The following is a 17,764-nucleotide window of genomic DNA, read 5'->3' as shown; positions in this document are numbered from 1 at the left end:
GCAGGACGTGGAGAGGCGCACATGCGCGCGGCGAACGCGCACCGCCTCCCGCTTTATACGCCCGTGCGTGCGGACGCCATCGCTAGATTGCGAATTTCGCCTATCAGCTTCTCCGGTGCAACCGGCTTCGAAAGATGCGCCTGGAAACCGGCCATCTCCGCTTTCATACGGTCTTCCCCCTCCGCGTAGCCGGTGATCGCGATCGCCGGCACGCGGTCCTGCAACGTCAGTTGCCGATCGGCTTCCAGACGTCGCAAACGGCGCAGTACGTCATAACCGTCTTCGTCCGCGAGCACGATGTCGCATAGCAACGCGTGCGGCCATTGTGTGGTCGGTGTGGCAGCGAACCACTCCAGGGCCTCCTTGCCCGACGACGCAGTTCGCACGCGCGCGCCACTCGACACAAGCACCGCTTCTAATGCGTCGAGCGCGTCTTCCTGGTCGTCGATAGCCATGACAAAGAGACCTTCTAGCGGCGCCGCGCCGTCCACTTCCGAGGTCAACGGCATTGCCGCCGAACCGGCACGTGAATCAGCGTCGGCCACCGGACGCAAAGGCAGCATGGCGACATAGGCGAGCCGCCCGTTGAGCGTCATTAGCGTGAAGCTGCCGCCCGCCGCAGCCAGCGCTTCCTCCATATAACGAGCAGCCGCTTGCGACAGTTCAGCGGGCTTTTCGCCCATGCCGAGTACCGTGACCCACACCTGATTGTTATGCCGCTCGACGCGAAGCTCGATGCGCTGCCCCGGCCTCGCGTGCACGATCTCGTTGCGGCACAGCTCGGCGATCAGCGGTTGCAGCACGCTCGGGTCGCCGGTCACACGCAGATCGTTGTCGCTGATTTGCGGATACAGCGTCACCCGTTGCGCGGCAATTTCGTCGTGCAACGCGTCGATCACGCCGGCCATCAGCGCCGCGAGGCTGACAGACTGCGCGGTGAGCTTGCGTTGCGCGTGCTCGAGTTCGCCCTGCTGCCATTGCAGGGACCACATCTTCGCGTACACGCCTTCACGCGTGAGCAACTCGCGGTGCGTGCCCTGCTCGACCACGCGGCCATGCTCCATCACCAGAATCCAGTTGGCGTCGACCACGGTCGATAACCGGTGCGCGATCACGATCGACGTGCGGCCTTGCGCGAGCCGCGTCAACTCGGTCTGGATCGCGCGTTCCGAACGCGTGTCGAGCGCGGAGGTTGCCTCGTCAAATACGATGATGCGCGGGTCCTTCAGAATGGCGCGTGCAATGGCAATGCGCTGGCGCTCGCCGCCCGAGAGCCGCACACCGCGCTCGCCGACGCGGGTGTCGTAATGATCGGGCAGACGTTCAATAAATTCGTCGAGTTGCGCCGCGCGCGCCGCCCGCACCACGTCCGCGCGCGTTGCCGAAGGCCTGCCGTACGCGATGTTATAGGCAATGGTTTCGTTAAACAGCACCGTGTCTTGCGGCACGATGCCGATTGCTTCGCGCAGGCTCTTTTGCGTAACGTGACCGATGTCCTGTCCGTCTATAAGAATCCTGCCGCTGTTTGGCTGATAAAGACGAAAGAGCAGCTTCACGAGTGTCGACTTGCCCGACCCGCTGCCGCCGACAATCGCCAGAGTCTTGCCAGGATACGCATGAAAGTCCACGTCGCGCAGAATCTGCCGAGCCGGGTCGTAGCCGAAGTCCACGTGCTCGAATGAGATGTGCCCTGCGCTCACCACTAGCGGTTTCGCGGCCGGTTCGTCGATATCCTCGCCAACGCGCCCACGCGCGGCCAAGATTTCGAACATGCGCTCGACATTGACCATTGCGTCGTTCGTCTCACGAAATACGAAGCCGAGCGTATTCAACGGCATGCAGATCTGGATGATGTACGCATTCACCAGAATCAGATCGCCGACAGTCATGCTTCCGGCCACCACGTGCTGCGCCGCGAGCAGCATGATTGCGCCAATGCCGAACGCGATCACCGCGCTCTGCCCTACGTGCAGCGCCGTCAGCGCGCGCTGATTCGCCGTTCTGGCGTGCACCCACTTGTCGAGCACGACCGACAACCGCTTCGTTTCCGTGTCTTCGGTGGCGAAGTATTTGACCGTGTCGTAGTTAAGCAGACTGTCGACGAGCCGGCCATCCGATTGCGCCTCCAGAGCATTCACCGCGCGCTGGAACGCAACGCGCCGCCGGGTGAACACGAATGTATACGCCGCATAGCAAACGAAGGTTGCCGCAATCGCGATCATGAATTCGCGCGCGTAATTGTGGACCATGATCGCGACGATGGTCGCAATCTCGAACGCGGTCGGCACGATCGTAAATAGCGCGACGCCGAGCAGAAAGCCGATGCCGTCGGCGCCCTTTTGCACATCGCGAACTATTGCGCCGGTCTCGCGTTTCGTGTGAAAGCGCGCACTCATGCGATGCAGATGCGCGAAAGTCCGCTCGGTAAATGCTGCGACGGTGCGCTGCGTGACGATGCTGAACACCACGTCGCGCGCTTCGTTCAATGCATCGCCGAGAAAACGCAGTAATGCATAAGCCAACACGAGGAACACCGGGAACAGCGCCTGCGCGACCGGGTGCCCCAGTTCGTCCACCACATGCTTGAGCACGAGCGGGATCAGAACAGTGGAGAGCTTCGCGGCAACCATCAGCAGCAAGGCAGCGACGGTCTGGTTGCGATAACGCCAGACTGCGCGCATCAGGTCGGCGGCAATGCGGCGGGTCAACTGGGAACGGGGCAGCGTTGCGGAGTTCGGCATGGTGTCCTGAGAAGGCCGCGGCAGCGCGTGAACTGCAGCCCGGCATTAGATTCCACGAAGCGGATTCGCAAAGCGGCGGCGCGACGAGTAGCGTGCATGTCGGGCACGTGCGCCTGAGGCAGTAATGCCCACACAGCGGAGCACACCTCGCAGCAAACCCTGCGCCCGCCGCCGGACAAAACTTAGCATAGACGACACATTAGCGGCACGCGATGAAAGCAGCACGTTGAAGAAAATATTTTCGTCTACGTTGATGACGGTGATCGAACTTACATGGCCGCTTGTAGAAAAAGGGAACGCCACACCGTTTCCTTGCGCGAAAAAAGGGAACGCTACAGCGCTTCTCCGCACCCAACGCCGCATTGCGCTTCGCGCGTCACTCGCAGCGCTAGGCACAGCGCATGCTGATGCCGGATAACAGCGTTGTATTGCGTGAAATTGCATAAGAGTGCTCAGCAAAACGCGCCATGGACGCCCCCGCTAATGCCAATCTCCGCGAAGGAATCTCAATGAAGATCGCCCTCATCAGTGAACACGCCTCGCCCCTTGCCGTCGCCGGAGGCGTCGACAGCGGAGGACAAAACATCTATGTCGCGAATGTTGCGCGTGAACTGACAGAGATGGGCCATCAGGTGGACGTGTTCACGCGGCGCGACCGCGCGTTGCTACCGCTCATATCCGACATGGAGGGCGTCCGCGTGATCCACGTCCCCGCAGGGCCGCCTATGCAGTTGCCGAAAGAACTGCTGCTGCCCTTCATGGATGAGTTCGCCGCGTTCCTGATTGAGTTCTTCCGCCGCGAGAAAACGCCGTACGACGTGATGCACGCGAACTTCTTCATGTCGGGGCTCGCGGCATTGAAGGTCAAGGCGGCGCTCGGCGTGCCGCTCGTCACGACGTTTCATGCGCTCGGCCGCGTTCGGCGGATACACCAGGGCGCGAGCGACGGCTTTCCTGACGAGCGCTTCGCAATCGAAGACGACCTTGTCGCGCAGTCCGACGTGGTGGTCGCGGAATGCCCGCAGGATGAAGCAGACCTGATTGAGCTTTACCACGCCGACCCCGCGCGCATCGAGATCGTGCCGTGCGGTTTCGACGCCGACGAGTTTCACCCGATGGACCGTGCAGCCGCTCGCGACGCACTCGGCTGGCAGCAAAACCAGTTCACCGTGCTTCAGCTCGGGCGGCTCGTGCAGCGTAAGGGTATCGACAACGTGGTTCGCGGCGTGGGTGTACTGAAGAAAGCCTTCCGGACCTCTGCGCAACTCTACGTGGTGGGCGGCAATTCCGACGCGCCGAATGAAAAGGCCACGCCGGAAATCGCGCGCCTTCGCGGCATCGCGCGCGAATGCGGCGTAGCTGAACAAACCATTTTCGTGGGACGGCGCGGGCGCGCGCAATTGCGCTACTACTACAGCGCGGCAGACGTGTTCGTGACGACGCCCTGGTACGAGCCGTTCGGTATCACACCGGTCGAGGCCATGGCTTGCGGCACGCCGGTGATCGGCGCCGATGTCGGCGGCATCCGCTATTCGGTTGCAGACGGCATCACCGGCTTTCTCGTGCCGCCGCGCGATCCGGCCGCGCTCGCCGCGCGCCTGAACCAGTTGCGGCGCGACCCCGCGCTCGCTCGGAGGATGGGCGAAGCAGGCGTCGAACGCGCGCGCAAGGAGTTCACATGGCGCGGTGTGGGCGAATCGCTCGCGCAGATCTATATGCGCACCGCGCGGCTCGTGCCCGCCAAAGCCACGGAAGACCGCGTGGAAGTTCCGCTGCGAGCAGCGGCCGGCGCATCGTTCCGTTAGGCGCCGCGCAGCATTGCAGCGCTGCTAGCGCAGCCAGTTGTGCCGAGCCGGTGCGGACGCATGGTCCGCTTGCGGCGATTCCGCCCACATTTTTCTACACCGCCTTCGTCATGCTGCGACCCGCTGTATTTCTCGACAAAGACGGCACGTTGCTCGAGGACGTGCCCTACAACGTAGACCCTTCGCTGATGCGCCTCGCACCGGGCGCGCGCGAAGCGTTGACGCTGCTCGCGACCCAGCCGTTCGAGCTGTTCGTGATCAGCAATCAGTCAGGCGTCGCACTCGGGAAATTCCCGCGAGCGGCGTTAAAGAACGTGGAAGCCGAACTCACGCACATGTTCGCCGAATCCGGCGCGATGTTCTCCGGCGCGTACTGGTGCCCGCATCATCCGGACGGCACCGTTGCGCCTTATTCGACCGCCTGCGATTGCCGCAAGCCGGCGCCAGGCCTATTGCTGCGCGCAGCCCGCGAGCATCGGCTGGACCTCGCGCGCAGCTGGTTCATCGGCGACATTCTCGACGATGTCGAAGCGGGCAATCGCGCCGGATGCCGCACGATTCTGCTCGACAACGGCCATGAGACCGAGTGGATAGAAGGACCTCAGCGCGTTCCTACCGCGCGCGCCGCGGATCTGCACGAGGCTGCCCGGATCATCGCAAACGCTCTGGAAGCAGCGGCGCCGCCCGCGCCCGCCGGCGAGGAAACCGCTCAATGAATGCGCCGCTGCTGATCACCCAGCCGACACTCGCTCACGCTCGCGTGCCCGACAGCCCGCAGCTTGAGCATTGGGGCGAGGAGATCAAGCGCATTCTGTGCGTGCGGCTCGACAATCTCGGCGACGTGCTGATGACCACGCCCGCGCTGCACGCACTGCGCGAGTCCTCACCCGGCCGCCACATCACGCTGCTTGCGTCGCGCAGCGGCGCTGCACTCGCGCCGTTTCTCGACGATGTGGATGACGTGATCGAATACGAAGCGCCGTGGGTTGCGAATCCGCCGACGAGCGCGCGTTCGCTCGCCGACGATCAGCGCATGCAGGAACGATTGCGGCGCGGCGGCTTCGATGCCGCCGTGATCTTCACGGTCTATAGCCAGAGCCCGTTGCCCGCGGCGATGCTGTGCCATCTGGCGGGCATTCCGCGGCGGCTCGCGCATTGCCGTGAGAACCCGTATGAGTTGCTGACAGACTGGCTGCGTGAACCAGAGCCGCAGCAGCGCACCCGTCATGAGGTGGAACGGCAACTGGACCTCGTGCGCCAGGTCGGCGCAGAAGCCCCCGACACGCGTATGCGCTTCACGGTTCATGAGTCGGACCGGCGAACGCTTGCAAAGCAGTTGACCGCGAGAGGCGTGCACGGCGGCGCAACAACCGGCACGCCGTGCATCGTGTTGCACCCCGGTGCAACCGCCGCATCGCGACGCTATCCGCCCGAGCGCTTCGGTCAGATCGCGACGCGCCTTGCCACCGAAACCGGAGCCCCGCTTCTGATCACCGGCAGTGCGAGCGAGCGTCCTCTCGTCGACGCGGTGATCGCCGCCGCCGCGCCCCGAGTTCGCTCACAACTGCACGATATGAGCGGCGCGCTCACGCTCGGCGAACTGGCAGCGCTGATCGAACAAGCGAGCGTGCTGGTGTCGAACAACAGCGGGCCCGTGCATCTCGCGTCCGCGCTCGGCACGCCGGTCGTCGATCTGTATGCGTTAACCAATCCGCAGCACACGCCGTGGCAGACGCCGAATCGCGTGCTGTTTCGCGATGTCGAATGCCGCTGGTGCTACCGCAGCGTGTGTCCTCAGCACCATCATGCGTGCCTGCTGGGCGTCACGCCCGGCGAGGTCGTGAAAGCGGCGCTCGAGTTGCGTGCCGAAGCACGAACTCGCGCAGCCTCCGTCGACTCCGACGCTCACCGCTCGAACGCTATCGAATTCAACGCCCACCACAGCGACGCGGCGCCGCCGCTCGCCGATGAACCCGTGGCTCCCTGAAACGCACTCCTACTGCGAACGCCCATGTACACACTCGGAATCAATGCCGTCTATCACGACAGCGCCGCAGCCCTGCTGCGCGACGGTGTGGTGCTCGCCGCCGCCGAAGACGAACGCTTCACGCACGTCAAGCATGCGAAGCGCCCCGTGCCCTTCTCGACCTGGCAACTGCCGTTCGACGCGATCGACTACTGCCTGAAAGCCGCCGGCATCACGCTCGCCGACGTCGATCATGTGGCCTATTCATACGATCCGAGCCGCTTTAGCGGCATGCCGAAGCGTCCCGGCGCGACTATCGAGTTGCCCTTCGATCCCGCGAACACGCGTCTGTCCGACCCGTCTGCATCGCCGTGGGACCCGCTCTTTCTCAGCTATATCGCGAACGCCAAGGGCCAGTTGCTCGACGGCGCGCCGCATCATTTGCGCAAGCGCTTTCAGGGTGTGGACCGCGACAACGGCTTCAAGTGGCATTTCGTCGACCATCACCTCGCGCACGAGGCCAGCGCGTTTCTCGCCGCTCCTTTCGAGAATACGGCGGTGCTCACCATGGACGGCCGCGGCGAAGGCGTGACGACCAGCATGGGCCAGTTCGTCGACGGGAAATACACGCGGCTCAAGCAGGTCGAACTGCCGCACTCGCTCGGACTGCTTTATGAAGCGGTAACGGACTGGCTCGGCTTCCTGCATTCGTCCGACGAGTACAAGGTGATGGCGCTGGCGTCGTACGGCAAGCCGGAATACCTCGACGTGTTCCGCGATATCGTGCGTTATCGCGGCGACGGCAGCTATACGGTCGACGCCCCGCGCCTCGTCCAACGCTTCGGCCCGGCACGCGAACGCGGCGGCCCGCTCGAACAGCGCCACTTCGATATCGCTCATTCGTTGCAGCGCGTGCTCGAAGAAACGGTACTGCAACTTGCGGGCTGGCTGCATGAGAAAACCCGCTTGAGCAAGCTCAGCATGGCAGGCGGCGTCGCATTGAACTGCGTGATGAATTCGAAGCTGCGCGACGCAGGTCCATTCGACGAAGTGTGGGTTCAGCCCGCAGCGGGCGACGCGGGCACCGCGCTTGGCGCAGCGTTGTGGATCGATTCGCGCGAACGCGGCGAGCGCGGCGATCGCAAGCGTCATTGGGTAATGGACCACGCGTACCTCGGTCCCGAATATCCGGAACAGGAAATCGAACAGTTCCTGCAATGGTCGAAGGTGCCGTACCGGCGGCTCAGCGACATTGCCGGCGAGACCGCCGACCTGCTCGCGAGCGGCAAGGTGATCGGCTGGTATCAGGGCCGCACCGAGTTCGGTCCGCGGGCACTCGGGGCGCGTTCGATCCTCGCTTCGCCGGTCGATCCGCACATGCAGGCGAAGCTCAACGAGATCAAGGATCGCGAGGACTTCCGCCCGGTCGCGCCGGTCGTCATGGAAGAACATGCGAGCGAATGGTTCGTGAACGGCCAGGTCGCGCCGTTCATGCTGTTCGTGTTCGACGTGCGCGCCGACAAGGCCGAGCGCATTCCGGCAGTGCGTCACGTGGACGGCACCGCACGCGTGCAGACTGTGAACCGTTCGCAGCATCCGCTCTACTACGATCTCCTGTCCGCGTTCAACGAGCGCACCGGGGTGCCGATTCTCGTCAACACGTCATTCAATACGCGCGGCGAGCCGATGGTCAATTCGCCCCGCGATGCGGTGGAGTCGTTCTGGACTTCGCCGCTCGATGCGCTCGTGATCGGCCCCTTCGTCGTCGAGAAAGCGGGGGGCGGCGCATGAGCCCATCCGCTACGCGACCGATCGACGTAGGAGGCAGCTTCGGCAATCCGCATAGCGAAGCCGAGCCGATTGCGGCCGGGTATCCGGGCGTGCTGCTGGCGCACCTCGACGTGTCGGTGGTCGTGCCGACTTATCGGCGGCCCGACATGCTCGCGTCGTGTCTTCGCGCATTGACGGAACAGGACTTTCCAGCAGATCGCTACGAGATCGTGGTCTGCGACGACGGTCCCGACGAAGCGACCCGCGCATGCGTCGCGCGCATTGCCGGCGAGCAGGCAGAGCGCGGCCTCGCCGTGCGCTACGTGCCGGTGACTCGCACGCAGGGCCCCGCGGGCGCGCGCAATGCCGGTTGGCAACACGCGCGCTCGCCGGTGATCGCCTTTACCGACGACGACACGCTGCCCGATCCGCAATGGCTGCAAGAAGGGCTTGCGGCGATTCGCCAGGGGGCGGCCGCCGCCGCGGGCCGGATCGTCGTGCCGCTGCCCTCGTCGCCGACCGACTACGAGGCGGATGCGAGCGGCCTCGAGCGTGCGGAATTCGCGACCGCAAACGTATTCGTAGCGCGCAGCTTTCTGACGATGACAGGGGGCTTCGACGAGCGTTTCACCTCGGCGTGGCGCGAAGACTCCGATTTGCAGTTCACGCTGCTGCAAGCGGGCGGCAAGATCGTGCGCGCAAGCGATGCGGTGGTCGTGCACCCGGTGCGCCCCGCGCGCTGGGGCGTCAGCATCTCGCAGCAGAAAAAGAGTCAGTTCGACGCGCTGCTCTACAAGAAGCATCCCGAACTGTTCAAAACGCGGATTCGCTCGTCGCCTCCGTTGCTGTACTACCTCATTCTCTGCGCCGCATTGGCCGCGCTGATCGGCGTTTTCGTGGGCGATGGCAATAGCGTGATGCTCGCGCTGTTCGCGTGGTTCGCATTGACGGCTTATTTCTGCGCAATGCGTTTGCGCGGGAAAGACCGCAGCTTGCGCCACGTTGCCGAAATGGCGTGGACGTCCATCCCGATTCCCTTCCTGTCGATCTTCTGGCGGCTCTACGGCGCTGTACGTTACAAGGTGTTCTTCTTATGAATGCAGACTCGTTCATCGCCTCCGCCGCGCCGCGCCGCATAGCGATCTTCCGTGCGTTGCAACTGGGCGACATGCTCTGCTCGGTGCCCGCGCTGCGAGCGCTGCGCGCGGCCGCGCCGCAAGCGCATATCGCGCTGATCGGCTTGCCGTGGGCGCAGTCGTTTGTCGAGCGCTACGCCGATCTCGTCGACGAACTGATCGTCTTTCCTGGAGCCGCAGGCTTTCCCGAGCAACCCGAGACGGACGAAGGGCTGCCCGCATTCCGTGAATGGATGCGCGCCCAACGCTTCGATCTCGCAATCCAGCTGCATGGCAGCGGCGGCATTGCGAACGATCTGCTGCTTGAGTTCGGTGCCAACGCTTACGCGGGCTTCGTACAACCTGACGAGCGGCCGCGTGAAGGCGTGTTTATCGACTGGCCAGACGACCTGCCCGAACCCGAGCGCTACCTTGCATTGATGAGCGCGCTCGGCGCCGAAACCACCGAGCGGCAATTGTCGTTCCCTCTTTGCGAGCGGGATGGCGACGAGTACGCGTCGTTAGTGGCCGCGCATGGCATCGAAGCAGAGCGCCTCGTGCTGGTTCATCCAGGTGCGCAATTGCCCTCGCGCCGCTGGCCGGTCGAGCGTTTCGCGGAAGTCGCCGACCGCCTCGCCGCCGACGGCTGGCAGATCGCCATCACCGGCACGGCGGCGGAAGCGTCGCTGACCGGCGCAGTGCTCGGCGCGATGACCGCGCCCGCGTTGCACCTCGCCGGTTCGACATCGCTTGGCGGACTGGCTGCGCTCGTCGCGCACGCGCGACTCGTCGTCTGCAACGACACGGGCATTTCGCATATCGCCGCGGCCATGGCGACCGCGTCCGTCGTCGTCGCGTCGGGCAGCGACACGCGCCGATGGGCGCCGCTCGATCACGAGCGGCACCGCGTGCTTGCCGACTATCCGCCGTGCCGCCCGTGCATGTTCCGCGAGTGTCCTTACGGCCACCCTTGTGCTCTGAACATCGGCGTGGACCGCGTCGTCGAGACGGCGCGCGCGCAACTGGCCGAAGTTCGCGGCGCGCATCCGGCCAGTGCCTGCGCATTGCATACGCATGCCGAAACCGGATCCTTCGAGGAGTTGCACCATGCTGCGTAACTGCCGCCGTCTCCGTGTGCTGACATGGCACGTGCACGGCAACTACCTGTACTACCTCACACAGGCGCCGCACGATTTTTATCTGGTGACGAAGCCGGGTCATCCGCCTGGCTATGCGGGCAAAGTCGGCGTGTTGCCGTGGGGCGACAACGTCCACGAAATCAATGCGGACGACGTGCCGGATCAGGAGTTCGACGTGATCCTGTATCAGCACAAGACGCATTGGGAATACGACCGCGAGCATGTGTTGAGCGACGCGCAGCGCCGCTTGCCGCGCGTGTATATCGAACACGATCCGCCGCAGGAAAACCCGTTCCAGCAATGGCATTGGGTCGACGACCCGGACACGCTGCTGGTTCACGTCGCGCACTTCAATCAGTTGATGTGGGATTGCGGCGTGACGCCGACGCGCGTAATCGAACATGGCGTGGTGGTGCCGGAAGGCGTGCACTATACCGGTGAACTGGAGCGCGGCATTGTCGTTGTGAATCATCTCGCTCAGCGCGGCCGGCGCCTCGGTGCCGACGTATTCGCCGACGTGCGCACGCGCGTGCCGCTCGACCTGGTCGGCATGGACGCCGAGCGGCTCGACGGCATTGGTGAAGTCGGCAATCTGGATCTCGCCGCGTTCACCGCGCGCTATCGCTTCTTCTTCAATCCGATTCGCTGGACCAGTCTCGGCCTCGCCATCGTAGAGGCGATGACGATCGGCATGCCGATCGTGGGCCTCGCGACTACCGAACTGGCGACGGTGATCCGCAATGGCGAAAACGGTTTCGTGCATACAGACGTGAATGCGCTTGTCGACGCAATGCACGAACTGCTGCGCGATCCTGCGGAAGCCAGGCGCCTCGGCGAGGGCGCGCGACGCACGGCGCAGGAGCGGTTCCACATCGACCGTTTCGCGCAGGACTGGCACGACGCGCTGCTGCAAGTGACCGCTTAGGCCACAGGTCGGCGCGGCTTGCGCCGAACAAACGTAAGACGACTAGGACCACGCAACATGAAAGAACTTACTCGCAAGCGGATTCTGGTCACAGGCGGCGCCGGCTTTCTCGGCTCACACCTGTGCGAGCGGCTCGTGACGCAAGGCCACGACGTGCTGTGCGTCGACAACTTCTATACGGGCACGAAGGACAACATCGCGCATCTTCTCGATTGCCCGAACTTCGAGCTGATGCGTCACGACGTGACATTTCCGCTCTATGTGGAAGTCGACGAAATTTATAACCTCGCCTGCCCTGCGTCGCCGATTCACTATCAGCATGATCCGGTACAAACCACCAAGACGAGCGTGCACGGTGCGATCAACATGCTCGGACTCGCCAAGCGCGTGAAAGCAAGAATCTTCCAGGCATCGACGAGCGAAGTGTATGGCGATGCGCTCGTGCATCCGCAGAAAGAAGACTACTGGGGCCACGTGAATCCGATCGGACCGCGCTCCTGCTACGACGAAGGCAAGCGGTGCGCGGAAACGCTCTTCATGGACTACCGCCGTCAACATGGGCTTTCTATTCGCATTGCGCGGATCTTCAACACGTATGGACCGCGCATGCATCCCGCCGATGGCCGCGTGGTGTCGAACTTCATGATGCAGGCGCTGCGCGGCGAGCCGATCACGCTCTATGGCGACGGCTCCCAGACGCGTTCGTTCTGCTACGTGGAGGACATGATCGACGCGTTCATCCGTTTGATGAACACCGCCGAAGATCCCGGCGGCCCGGTCAATCTCGGCAATCCGCACGAAGTGAGCATGCGCGAAATCGCGCAACGGATTGTGGCGATTACGGGCTCCAGTTCGCCGCTTGAATTGCATCCGCTGCCGACCGACGATCCGTGGCATCGTCAGCCGGACATTTCACGCGCGCGCGAGCTGCTCGGCTGGCAGCCAAAAACCTCACTCGACGACGGACTTAAACAGACCGCGCGCTACTTCCGCGCGCGGATCGAGGCATCGTCGGAAGCGACTGCCGACGTTGCCTCGATTGGAGCGCATGCGGATCAGCGCCCCGCCCTCACGTAACTCGCCAGAAACGTGCGGGTGCTGCCGTCGGGGAACTGCACGGCCACCTGCTCGCCGCTCGCCAGCGCGACCTCACCGGCGCCATAGCGCGGCACGCGCACGGCATCGCCCGGAGTCCAGACGCGCGGTTTGCGCGACTCCTCACGCTTGCGTTGTGCAACTTCATTCGCGTGCGTCTCCGGTGCAACGATAGCGTCGGACGCCATGTCGATCTGCGGCGGATTCACGCAGTTATCGCAGACGCCGCAGCGCTCCGCGGCAGGCGAGTCGCCGTAATAGTCGAGAATCGCGCGCCACCGGCATTGACCCGTTTGCGCGTAGTCGATCATCTGCTGCAGCGTTTCCCTGTCGTGCGCGCTCATCTGCTCGAATTGCGCCGCGGCATTGGCAACCGCGTCGCGCGCGGATTCCTTCGCGCCCTCGCGGCTTCGCAGACGATAGCGACGCTGCCGGTCGCGGCCGGCCACGCGGGCGTCGACCAGCATGTTCAACGCGGTTTCCAGCTTGCCCGCACCGACATCCGGCAATGCCTGCTTGAGCGCGGCCAGCGTGACGCCCTTAGGTTCGTCGGCAATACGCGCGACAAGCGTGTCATAGACACGCTGCGCGAGTTCGACACTCGGATAGCGTCCCGCAAGGAAGAATTGCTGGATGCGCCGGTCGTTCAGATCGAATAGCAGCACGCAATCGGCGGGCTCACCGTCGCGACCCGCGCGTCCCGTTTCCTGATAGTAAGCGTCGAGGCTGCCGGGAATCTGGTAATGGATCACGAAGCGTATGTCCGCCTTGTCGATGCCCATGCCGAACGCGTTGGTTGCGATCATCAAACGGGTGGCGCCAGACATGAACTGCTCCTGCGCCTCTTCGCGAGCGTCAGCCGCCATTCGACCGTGATAGCGCGAGACCGACTCGCCTGCCTCCGTGAGCCAGCGGTAAATGCGATCGACGTCGCGCACAGTCGCCGCGTAGACGATGCCGGTCCCGCTGAGCGATGCAATCAGCTTCGACAATTGCTCGCGCTTGGCGGTCACGGCGCGCGCTGCGCCGTCTTTGCCTCCCGCCGTGCTGACCTGCACGACGCGGTAGCGCAGATTCTCGCGATACGTGCCAGTGCGAACCACACGCGGTTCGCGCAATGCCAGCGAGTGCACGATGTCGTCGAGCACGCGCGGCGTGGCCGTAGCAGTCAACGCAAGCACCGGCGGCTGCCCGAGCGACTTCACCGCAGCCGCGATCTGCAGGAACGCGGGGCGAAAGTCGTGTCCCCATTGCGATACGCAATGCGCCTCGTCGACCACCACTAGTCCAACGCGGTTTTCGGGGCGCGCGCGCAACGTTTCGACGAAGGCCGGTTGCGCCAGGCGCTCCGGCGTCACGAACACAATGCCGCTCTCGCCTGTCGCAATCCGCTCCAGTGCTTCGCGCTCGGCGCGACTACGCAGCGTGCTGTTCACGAGCGTGCAGTCGATTTTAGCGGCCAGCAGTTTGTCGGCCTGGTCTTTCATGAGCGCGATCAGCGGCGACACGACGAGCGTGGTGCCCTCGAGATGCAGCGCCGGCAACTGATAGCAAAGCGACTTGCCCGCGCCCGTTGGCATCGTGGCAAGCGTGTCCTTGTGTTGCAATACGCTGCGGATAATGTCCTCCTGACCGGCGCGCAAGCGCACGATACCGAACATGTCACGCATGGTCTTGCGCATGCTGCGAAGCCGTTGGTCGACTGTCATAGTTGGAAACAAGCGTCCTTGCGGGCGTTTTCGCCCGCGGTTGTAGTGAGATGAGTGTGAAAGACGATGTGAAAGACGAATTCCCGCGCGTAGCGGCGTGACCCGCCGCTCACAGCTGCAGCTTGACCTTGATCCAGCCCGGCTCGCGATTGTCGAACGCGCGATAGGCCTCGATCGCGTCGGTAATCGGCTCGCGCTGCGTCAGCACGGCAAGCGGATCGAACGAGCCGTTACGCACGATCTCAACGAGATGCGGCGTAATCGCGCGGTGATTGCAGTTGCCCATGCGCACGACGAGATTGCGATTCATTGCTTCGCCGATCGGGAAAACGCGGTCGTTCGGCGGATACACGCCGATGATCGACACGGTGCCCGCTTTGGCCACCGCTCTCACAGACCACGTCAATACTTGCGACGGTCCGCTGCCCGGACGCCAGTTATCGCCATCGGGGTTCGTATCGGGCGCAACCTCCTTCACTTCCTTGTCGAAAGCCTGTTGCTGGTCGCGCTCTTTCTGCGCAGCCGGGCCGTGCTCGGCACGCACCGCGTCCACGCCCACTGCATCGATCACGCGATCCACCCCGATGCCGCCGGTCAGTTGCAAGATCATGTCGACCGGATCTTCCTCGTCGAAATTGATCACTTCTGCGCCTTGCGTGCGAGCCATGTCCAGCCGCGACGCTATGCGATCCACCGCAATCACACGGCCCGCGCCCATCAGCTTCGCGCTCGCAATGGCAAATTGGCCCACCGGACCCGCTCCGAACACCGCGACCGTATCGCCGGTGCGAACGCCCGCCAGCTGGGCGCCAAAATAGCCGGTGGGAAAGATATCGGAGAGCAGGATCGCGCGATCGTCGTCGATTTCGTCGGGCAAGCGGATCAGGCTCGCGTACGCCAGCGGCGTGCGCGCGTATTGCGCCTGCAGACCCTGGAACGGGCCGGTCGTTTTCGGGCCGCCGAAGAATGCAGTGCCGGCGCTTGCGCCATTCGGATTTGCGTTGTCGCATTGGGCCGTGTAGCCCGAGCGGCAATACGAGCAATATCCGCACGAGATAGTCGACGGAATCAGCACGCGATCGCCTTGGCGCAAATTGCGCACACTGCGGCCCACTTCCTCGACGATGCCGATTCCCTCATGACCGAGAATCGTGCCCGGCACCATGCCGCCCAACGTGCCACGCACCATATGCAGATCGGTGCCGCAAATCGCGCTGGACGTGAGACGTACGAGCGCGCCGGTCGGTTGCTCGAGTTTGGGATCGGGAACATTGTCGAGACGGATGTCCCCTATGCCGTGAAATACCACTGCTTTCATCTGCACTCTCCTTCTCTCAGGTCTGGCAGCGTCGCGGCTTATGGCTGCCTGCATCGACAGCCCGCGTCGATTCCGCGGGCCTTGTTACGGCACAGCAATCCGCGTGCAACGCTTCGTGTGAAGCGTCGGCAGCGAAGCGGGTATCGCTTTTGCTCGATTTCGATGTGCGTGACGAAGCGACAATCAACCAGAGAGGAGAAAAGCATGAACCAGGAACCGTCCGATCCCGTGGAACGCGCGGACCAGCGGCGCGAGAAGCTGGGTGATGGAGACGTCAAGATCAAATCCGACGGCACAGTGGAAGAGCGGGAGCATGGAAGCATCGACCCGACTCTGGTTCCGAAGGGAAAAGAACACCCGTCTGAAGGGCCGTACACCCCTGAGCACGATCACGTGGACCCCGATCTCGAACCGGGTGGCGCCGAAGGCCATCCAACCAGCAAGGGTGATTTGTCGGCGTGACGTTGTGCGCGCGTTGCTCGCCTTACGAGACGGTTTGCAAAGACACCGTGCAAGACAAGCCGATATAGCGCGCAAACTCAACGCTAAATGAAGCGTACCCGCCGTCCGGAGGGTACGCTTTCTGCACCGATGCGAAGGCTTATGCGGCGCTCGTCGCGCTCCCCGCACGCAGGCGCTGACCCGTCGTCGACGACTGATCGCCGCGCGTATAGGGCGCAAGCGCATCCGGCGTGCGCATGTCGCGTGGCGTTTCAAAGTCCGCGAGCGCGGCACCGCGCATCTGCTCGGGCGAGCTGGAAAAACCGGTGCGGTCGCTATAGTCCGCCGACGGCAAACGCGGCGCACTCTCCGCACAACTGGCGGCATACACGTCGAGCGCCGTGACGCAGACCACGTTCACGGCCGCGGCTGCCGCCCGTTGCCGGTCGCGTGCGTTCCACTTGTTCGACGACACCGCGAGCGTGCCAAGGTCGAGTGCATCGCCGCCTACGCGTGCCCACAGGAACGGCCGCGGATCGCGCGACGCCAGTATGCCGACGCCGCACGCAAGTTCGCGCAAACCGTAAAAGCGCATGGTGCCGGGTCCTGTCTCGACGCCTGCCACGCGAGCCATCATGCGCGGCGCGACCAGTTCTGCAAGGCCGAGCGCAATGCTGTACCACCCAAGGCCGCGCGCGATCGAATCCGGTTGCGGCAGTCGTTCCTTCAGAGCGCGAGCGCTCTCTTGCTTCGGTTCAGTACGGGAATCCATTTACATCACCTTCATTCTGGGGAGCCACGTCAGCGCAGCTCACATGAAATAACAAACAGCGCCTGTGCCGCGACGATTACTGCCCGACGCGTCAAGGTTTGAGCACGACCTTGATGCAGCCGTCTTCCTTGTCGCGGAACGTCTTGTACATGCGCGGGCCTTCATCGAGCGAAACCGTGTGCGTGATAACGAACGACGGGTCGATCTGCCCTTCCTGGATTCGCCGCAACAGATCGTCGGTCCAGCGGTTGACGTGCGTCTGTCCCATGCGCCATGTCAGGCCCTTGTTCATCGACGCACCGAACGGAATCTTGTCTACCAGACCGCCGTAGACGCCCGGCACCGACAACGTTCCCGCAGGACGGCAAACGTAGATCATCTCGCGCAGCACGTGCGGCCGGTCGGTTTCGAGCATCACGGCCTGCTTTGCGCGGTCGTACATGGAGTCGACCGAACGTGTTGCGTGCGATTCCATGCCAACGGCGTCGATACATTTTTCCGGCCCCTTGCCGCCCGTCAGTTCCTTCAACCGTTCGAGGACGCTCTCTTCCTTGAAATCGATCGTGACGGCGCCGCCCGCGCGCGCCATCGAAAGGCGCTCGGGTACGCGGTCGATCGCAATCACCTGCTTTGCGCCGAGCAGTACGGCGCTGCGAATCGCCATTTGCCCGACCGGGCCGGCGCCCCAGATCGCGACCGTATCGGTAGGCTCGATATCGCATTGCACCGCAGCCTGCCAGCCGGTCGGAAAAATGTCGCCGAGGAAAAGCCGGACTTCACGATTTAAGGTATGGCCGCCATTTCCGGAACTGCCGGAAAAAGCTGTCGCTCACGTAAATCAGGTAAGGAATCTGCCAGTGGACGTATATCGTTGACCCCGGTTCGTTGAATCCAGTCCGTCGACCATTGTCAGATCTGGAGCGATGCCGGTGGAATTCGCGCATGTCGTTAAATCCCAGGGCCAGGTG

The 17,764-nt window shown here is 63.5% G+C and carries 13 protein-coding genes and 1 pseudogene; 9 read left to right on the top strand and 5 right to left on the bottom strand.

Features of this window, described 5'->3' with window-relative positions; all coding sequences use genetic code 11:
• Positions 1 to 53 precede the first annotated feature (53 nt).
• A complete protein-coding gene (locus LFL96_RS35280) occupies positions 54 to 2,741 on the bottom strand; it encodes an ATP-binding cassette domain-containing protein (protein ID WP_281004281.1) in 2,688 nt (895 codons plus the stop codon).
• A gap of 509 nt (positions 2,742 to 3,250) precedes the next feature.
• Between LFL96_RS35280 and LFL96_RS35275 the strand changes: the two genes are divergently transcribed.
• From LFL96_RS35275 to LFL96_RS35240, 8 genes are all read left to right on the top strand, one after another.
• Complete coding sequence (locus LFL96_RS35275) at positions 3,251 to 4,546, top strand: glycosyltransferase family 1 protein (protein WP_281004356.1); 1,296 nt, start codon at positions 3,251 to 3,253, stop codon at positions 4,544 to 4,546.
• A gap of 110 nt (positions 4,547 to 4,656) precedes the next feature.
• The gene (locus tag LFL96_RS35270; RefSeq protein WP_281004280.1) at positions 4,657 to 5,262 is read left to right on the top strand and encodes an HAD family hydrolase; all 606 of its coding nucleotides are present in this window, start codon (positions 4,657 to 4,659) and stop codon (positions 5,260 to 5,262) included.
• Positions 5,259 to 6,533, top strand: coding sequence for a lipopolysaccharide heptosyltransferase II (waaF, locus tag LFL96_RS35265; protein WP_281004279.1), 1,275 nt, complete (start codon positions 5,259 to 5,261; stop codon positions 6,531 to 6,533). The genes LFL96_RS35270 and waaF overlap by 4 nt, the downstream gene beginning before the upstream one ends.
• A 24-nt stretch (positions 6,534 to 6,557) precedes the next feature.
• On the top strand, positions 6,558 to 8,303 hold the full coding sequence (locus LFL96_RS35260) for a carbamoyltransferase C-terminal domain-containing protein (protein ID WP_281004278.1): 1,746 nt from the start codon (positions 6,558 to 6,560) through the stop codon (positions 8,301 to 8,303).
• A complete protein-coding gene (locus LFL96_RS35255) occupies positions 8,300 to 9,379 on the top strand; it encodes a glycosyltransferase (RefSeq protein ID WP_281004277.1) in 1,080 nt (359 codons plus the stop codon). Before LFL96_RS35260 ends, LFL96_RS35255 begins: the two co-directional genes overlap by 4 nt.
• A complete protein-coding gene (locus LFL96_RS35250; protein WP_204522939.1) occupies positions 9,376 to 10,515 on the top strand; it encodes a glycosyltransferase family 9 protein in 1,140 nt (379 codons plus the stop codon). The genes LFL96_RS35255 and LFL96_RS35250 overlap by 4 nt, the downstream gene beginning before the upstream one ends.
• On the top strand, positions 10,505 to 11,461 hold the full coding sequence (locus LFL96_RS35245; protein ID WP_281004276.1) for a glycosyltransferase family 4 protein: 957 nt from the start codon (positions 10,505 to 10,507) through the stop codon (positions 11,459 to 11,461). Before LFL96_RS35250 ends, LFL96_RS35245 begins: the two co-directional genes overlap by 11 nt.
• Before the next feature lie 57 nt (positions 11,462 to 11,518).
• Positions 11,519 to 12,538: a UDP-glucuronic acid decarboxylase family protein gene (locus LFL96_RS35240; protein ID WP_281004274.1), complete on the top strand. Its 1,020-nt coding sequence runs from the start codon at positions 11,519 to 11,521 to the stop codon at positions 12,536 to 12,538.
• On the opposite strand, the gene LFL96_RS35235 is transcribed toward LFL96_RS35240, so the two are convergent.
• Together LFL96_RS35235 and LFL96_RS35230 are read right to left on the bottom strand one after the other, a co-directional pair.
• Positions 12,517 to 14,265, bottom strand: coding sequence for an ATP-dependent DNA helicase RecQ (locus tag LFL96_RS35235; RefSeq protein WP_281004273.1), 1,749 nt, complete (start codon positions 14,263 to 14,265; stop codon positions 12,517 to 12,519). The genes LFL96_RS35240 and LFL96_RS35235 overlap by 22 nt on opposite strands.
• 109 nt (positions 14,266 to 14,374) lie before the next feature.
• Positions 14,375 to 15,583 carry a zinc-dependent alcohol dehydrogenase gene (locus LFL96_RS35230; RefSeq protein ID WP_281004272.1) on the bottom strand — a complete coding sequence of 403 codons (1,209 nt, stop codon included), beginning with the start codon at positions 15,581 to 15,583 and terminating at the stop codon, positions 14,375 to 14,377.
• Positions 15,584 to 15,787: 204 nt separating this feature from the next.
• Between LFL96_RS35230 and LFL96_RS35225 the strand changes: the two genes are divergently transcribed.
• Positions 15,788 to 16,045: a hypothetical protein gene (locus LFL96_RS35225; protein ID WP_084166866.1), complete on the top strand. Its 258-nt coding sequence runs from the start codon at positions 15,788 to 15,790 to the stop codon at positions 16,043 to 16,045.
• Positions 16,046 to 16,184: 139 nt separating this feature from the next.
• Here LFL96_RS35225 and LFL96_RS35220 read toward each other — a convergent pair whose 3' ends face one another.
• Positions 16,185 to 16,796, bottom strand: a complete 612-nt coding sequence (locus LFL96_RS35220; protein WP_281004271.1) for a hypothetical protein — start codon at positions 16,794 to 16,796, stop codon at positions 16,185 to 16,187.
• 91 nt (positions 16,797 to 16,887) lie between these two features.
• Positions 16,888 to 17,565 (bottom strand): annotated as a pseudogene (locus tag LFL96_RS35215) (zinc-binding dehydrogenase); the annotation flags it as partial.
• Between the last annotated feature and the right edge of the window lie 199 nt (positions 17,566 to 17,764).

The sequence above is a fragment of the Paraburkholderia sp. D15 genome (assembly GCF_029910215.1).
Classification (GTDB): Bacteria; Pseudomonadota; Gammaproteobacteria; order Burkholderiales; family Burkholderiaceae; genus Paraburkholderia.
This window is presented reverse-complemented; position numbering and strand designations above follow the sequence as displayed.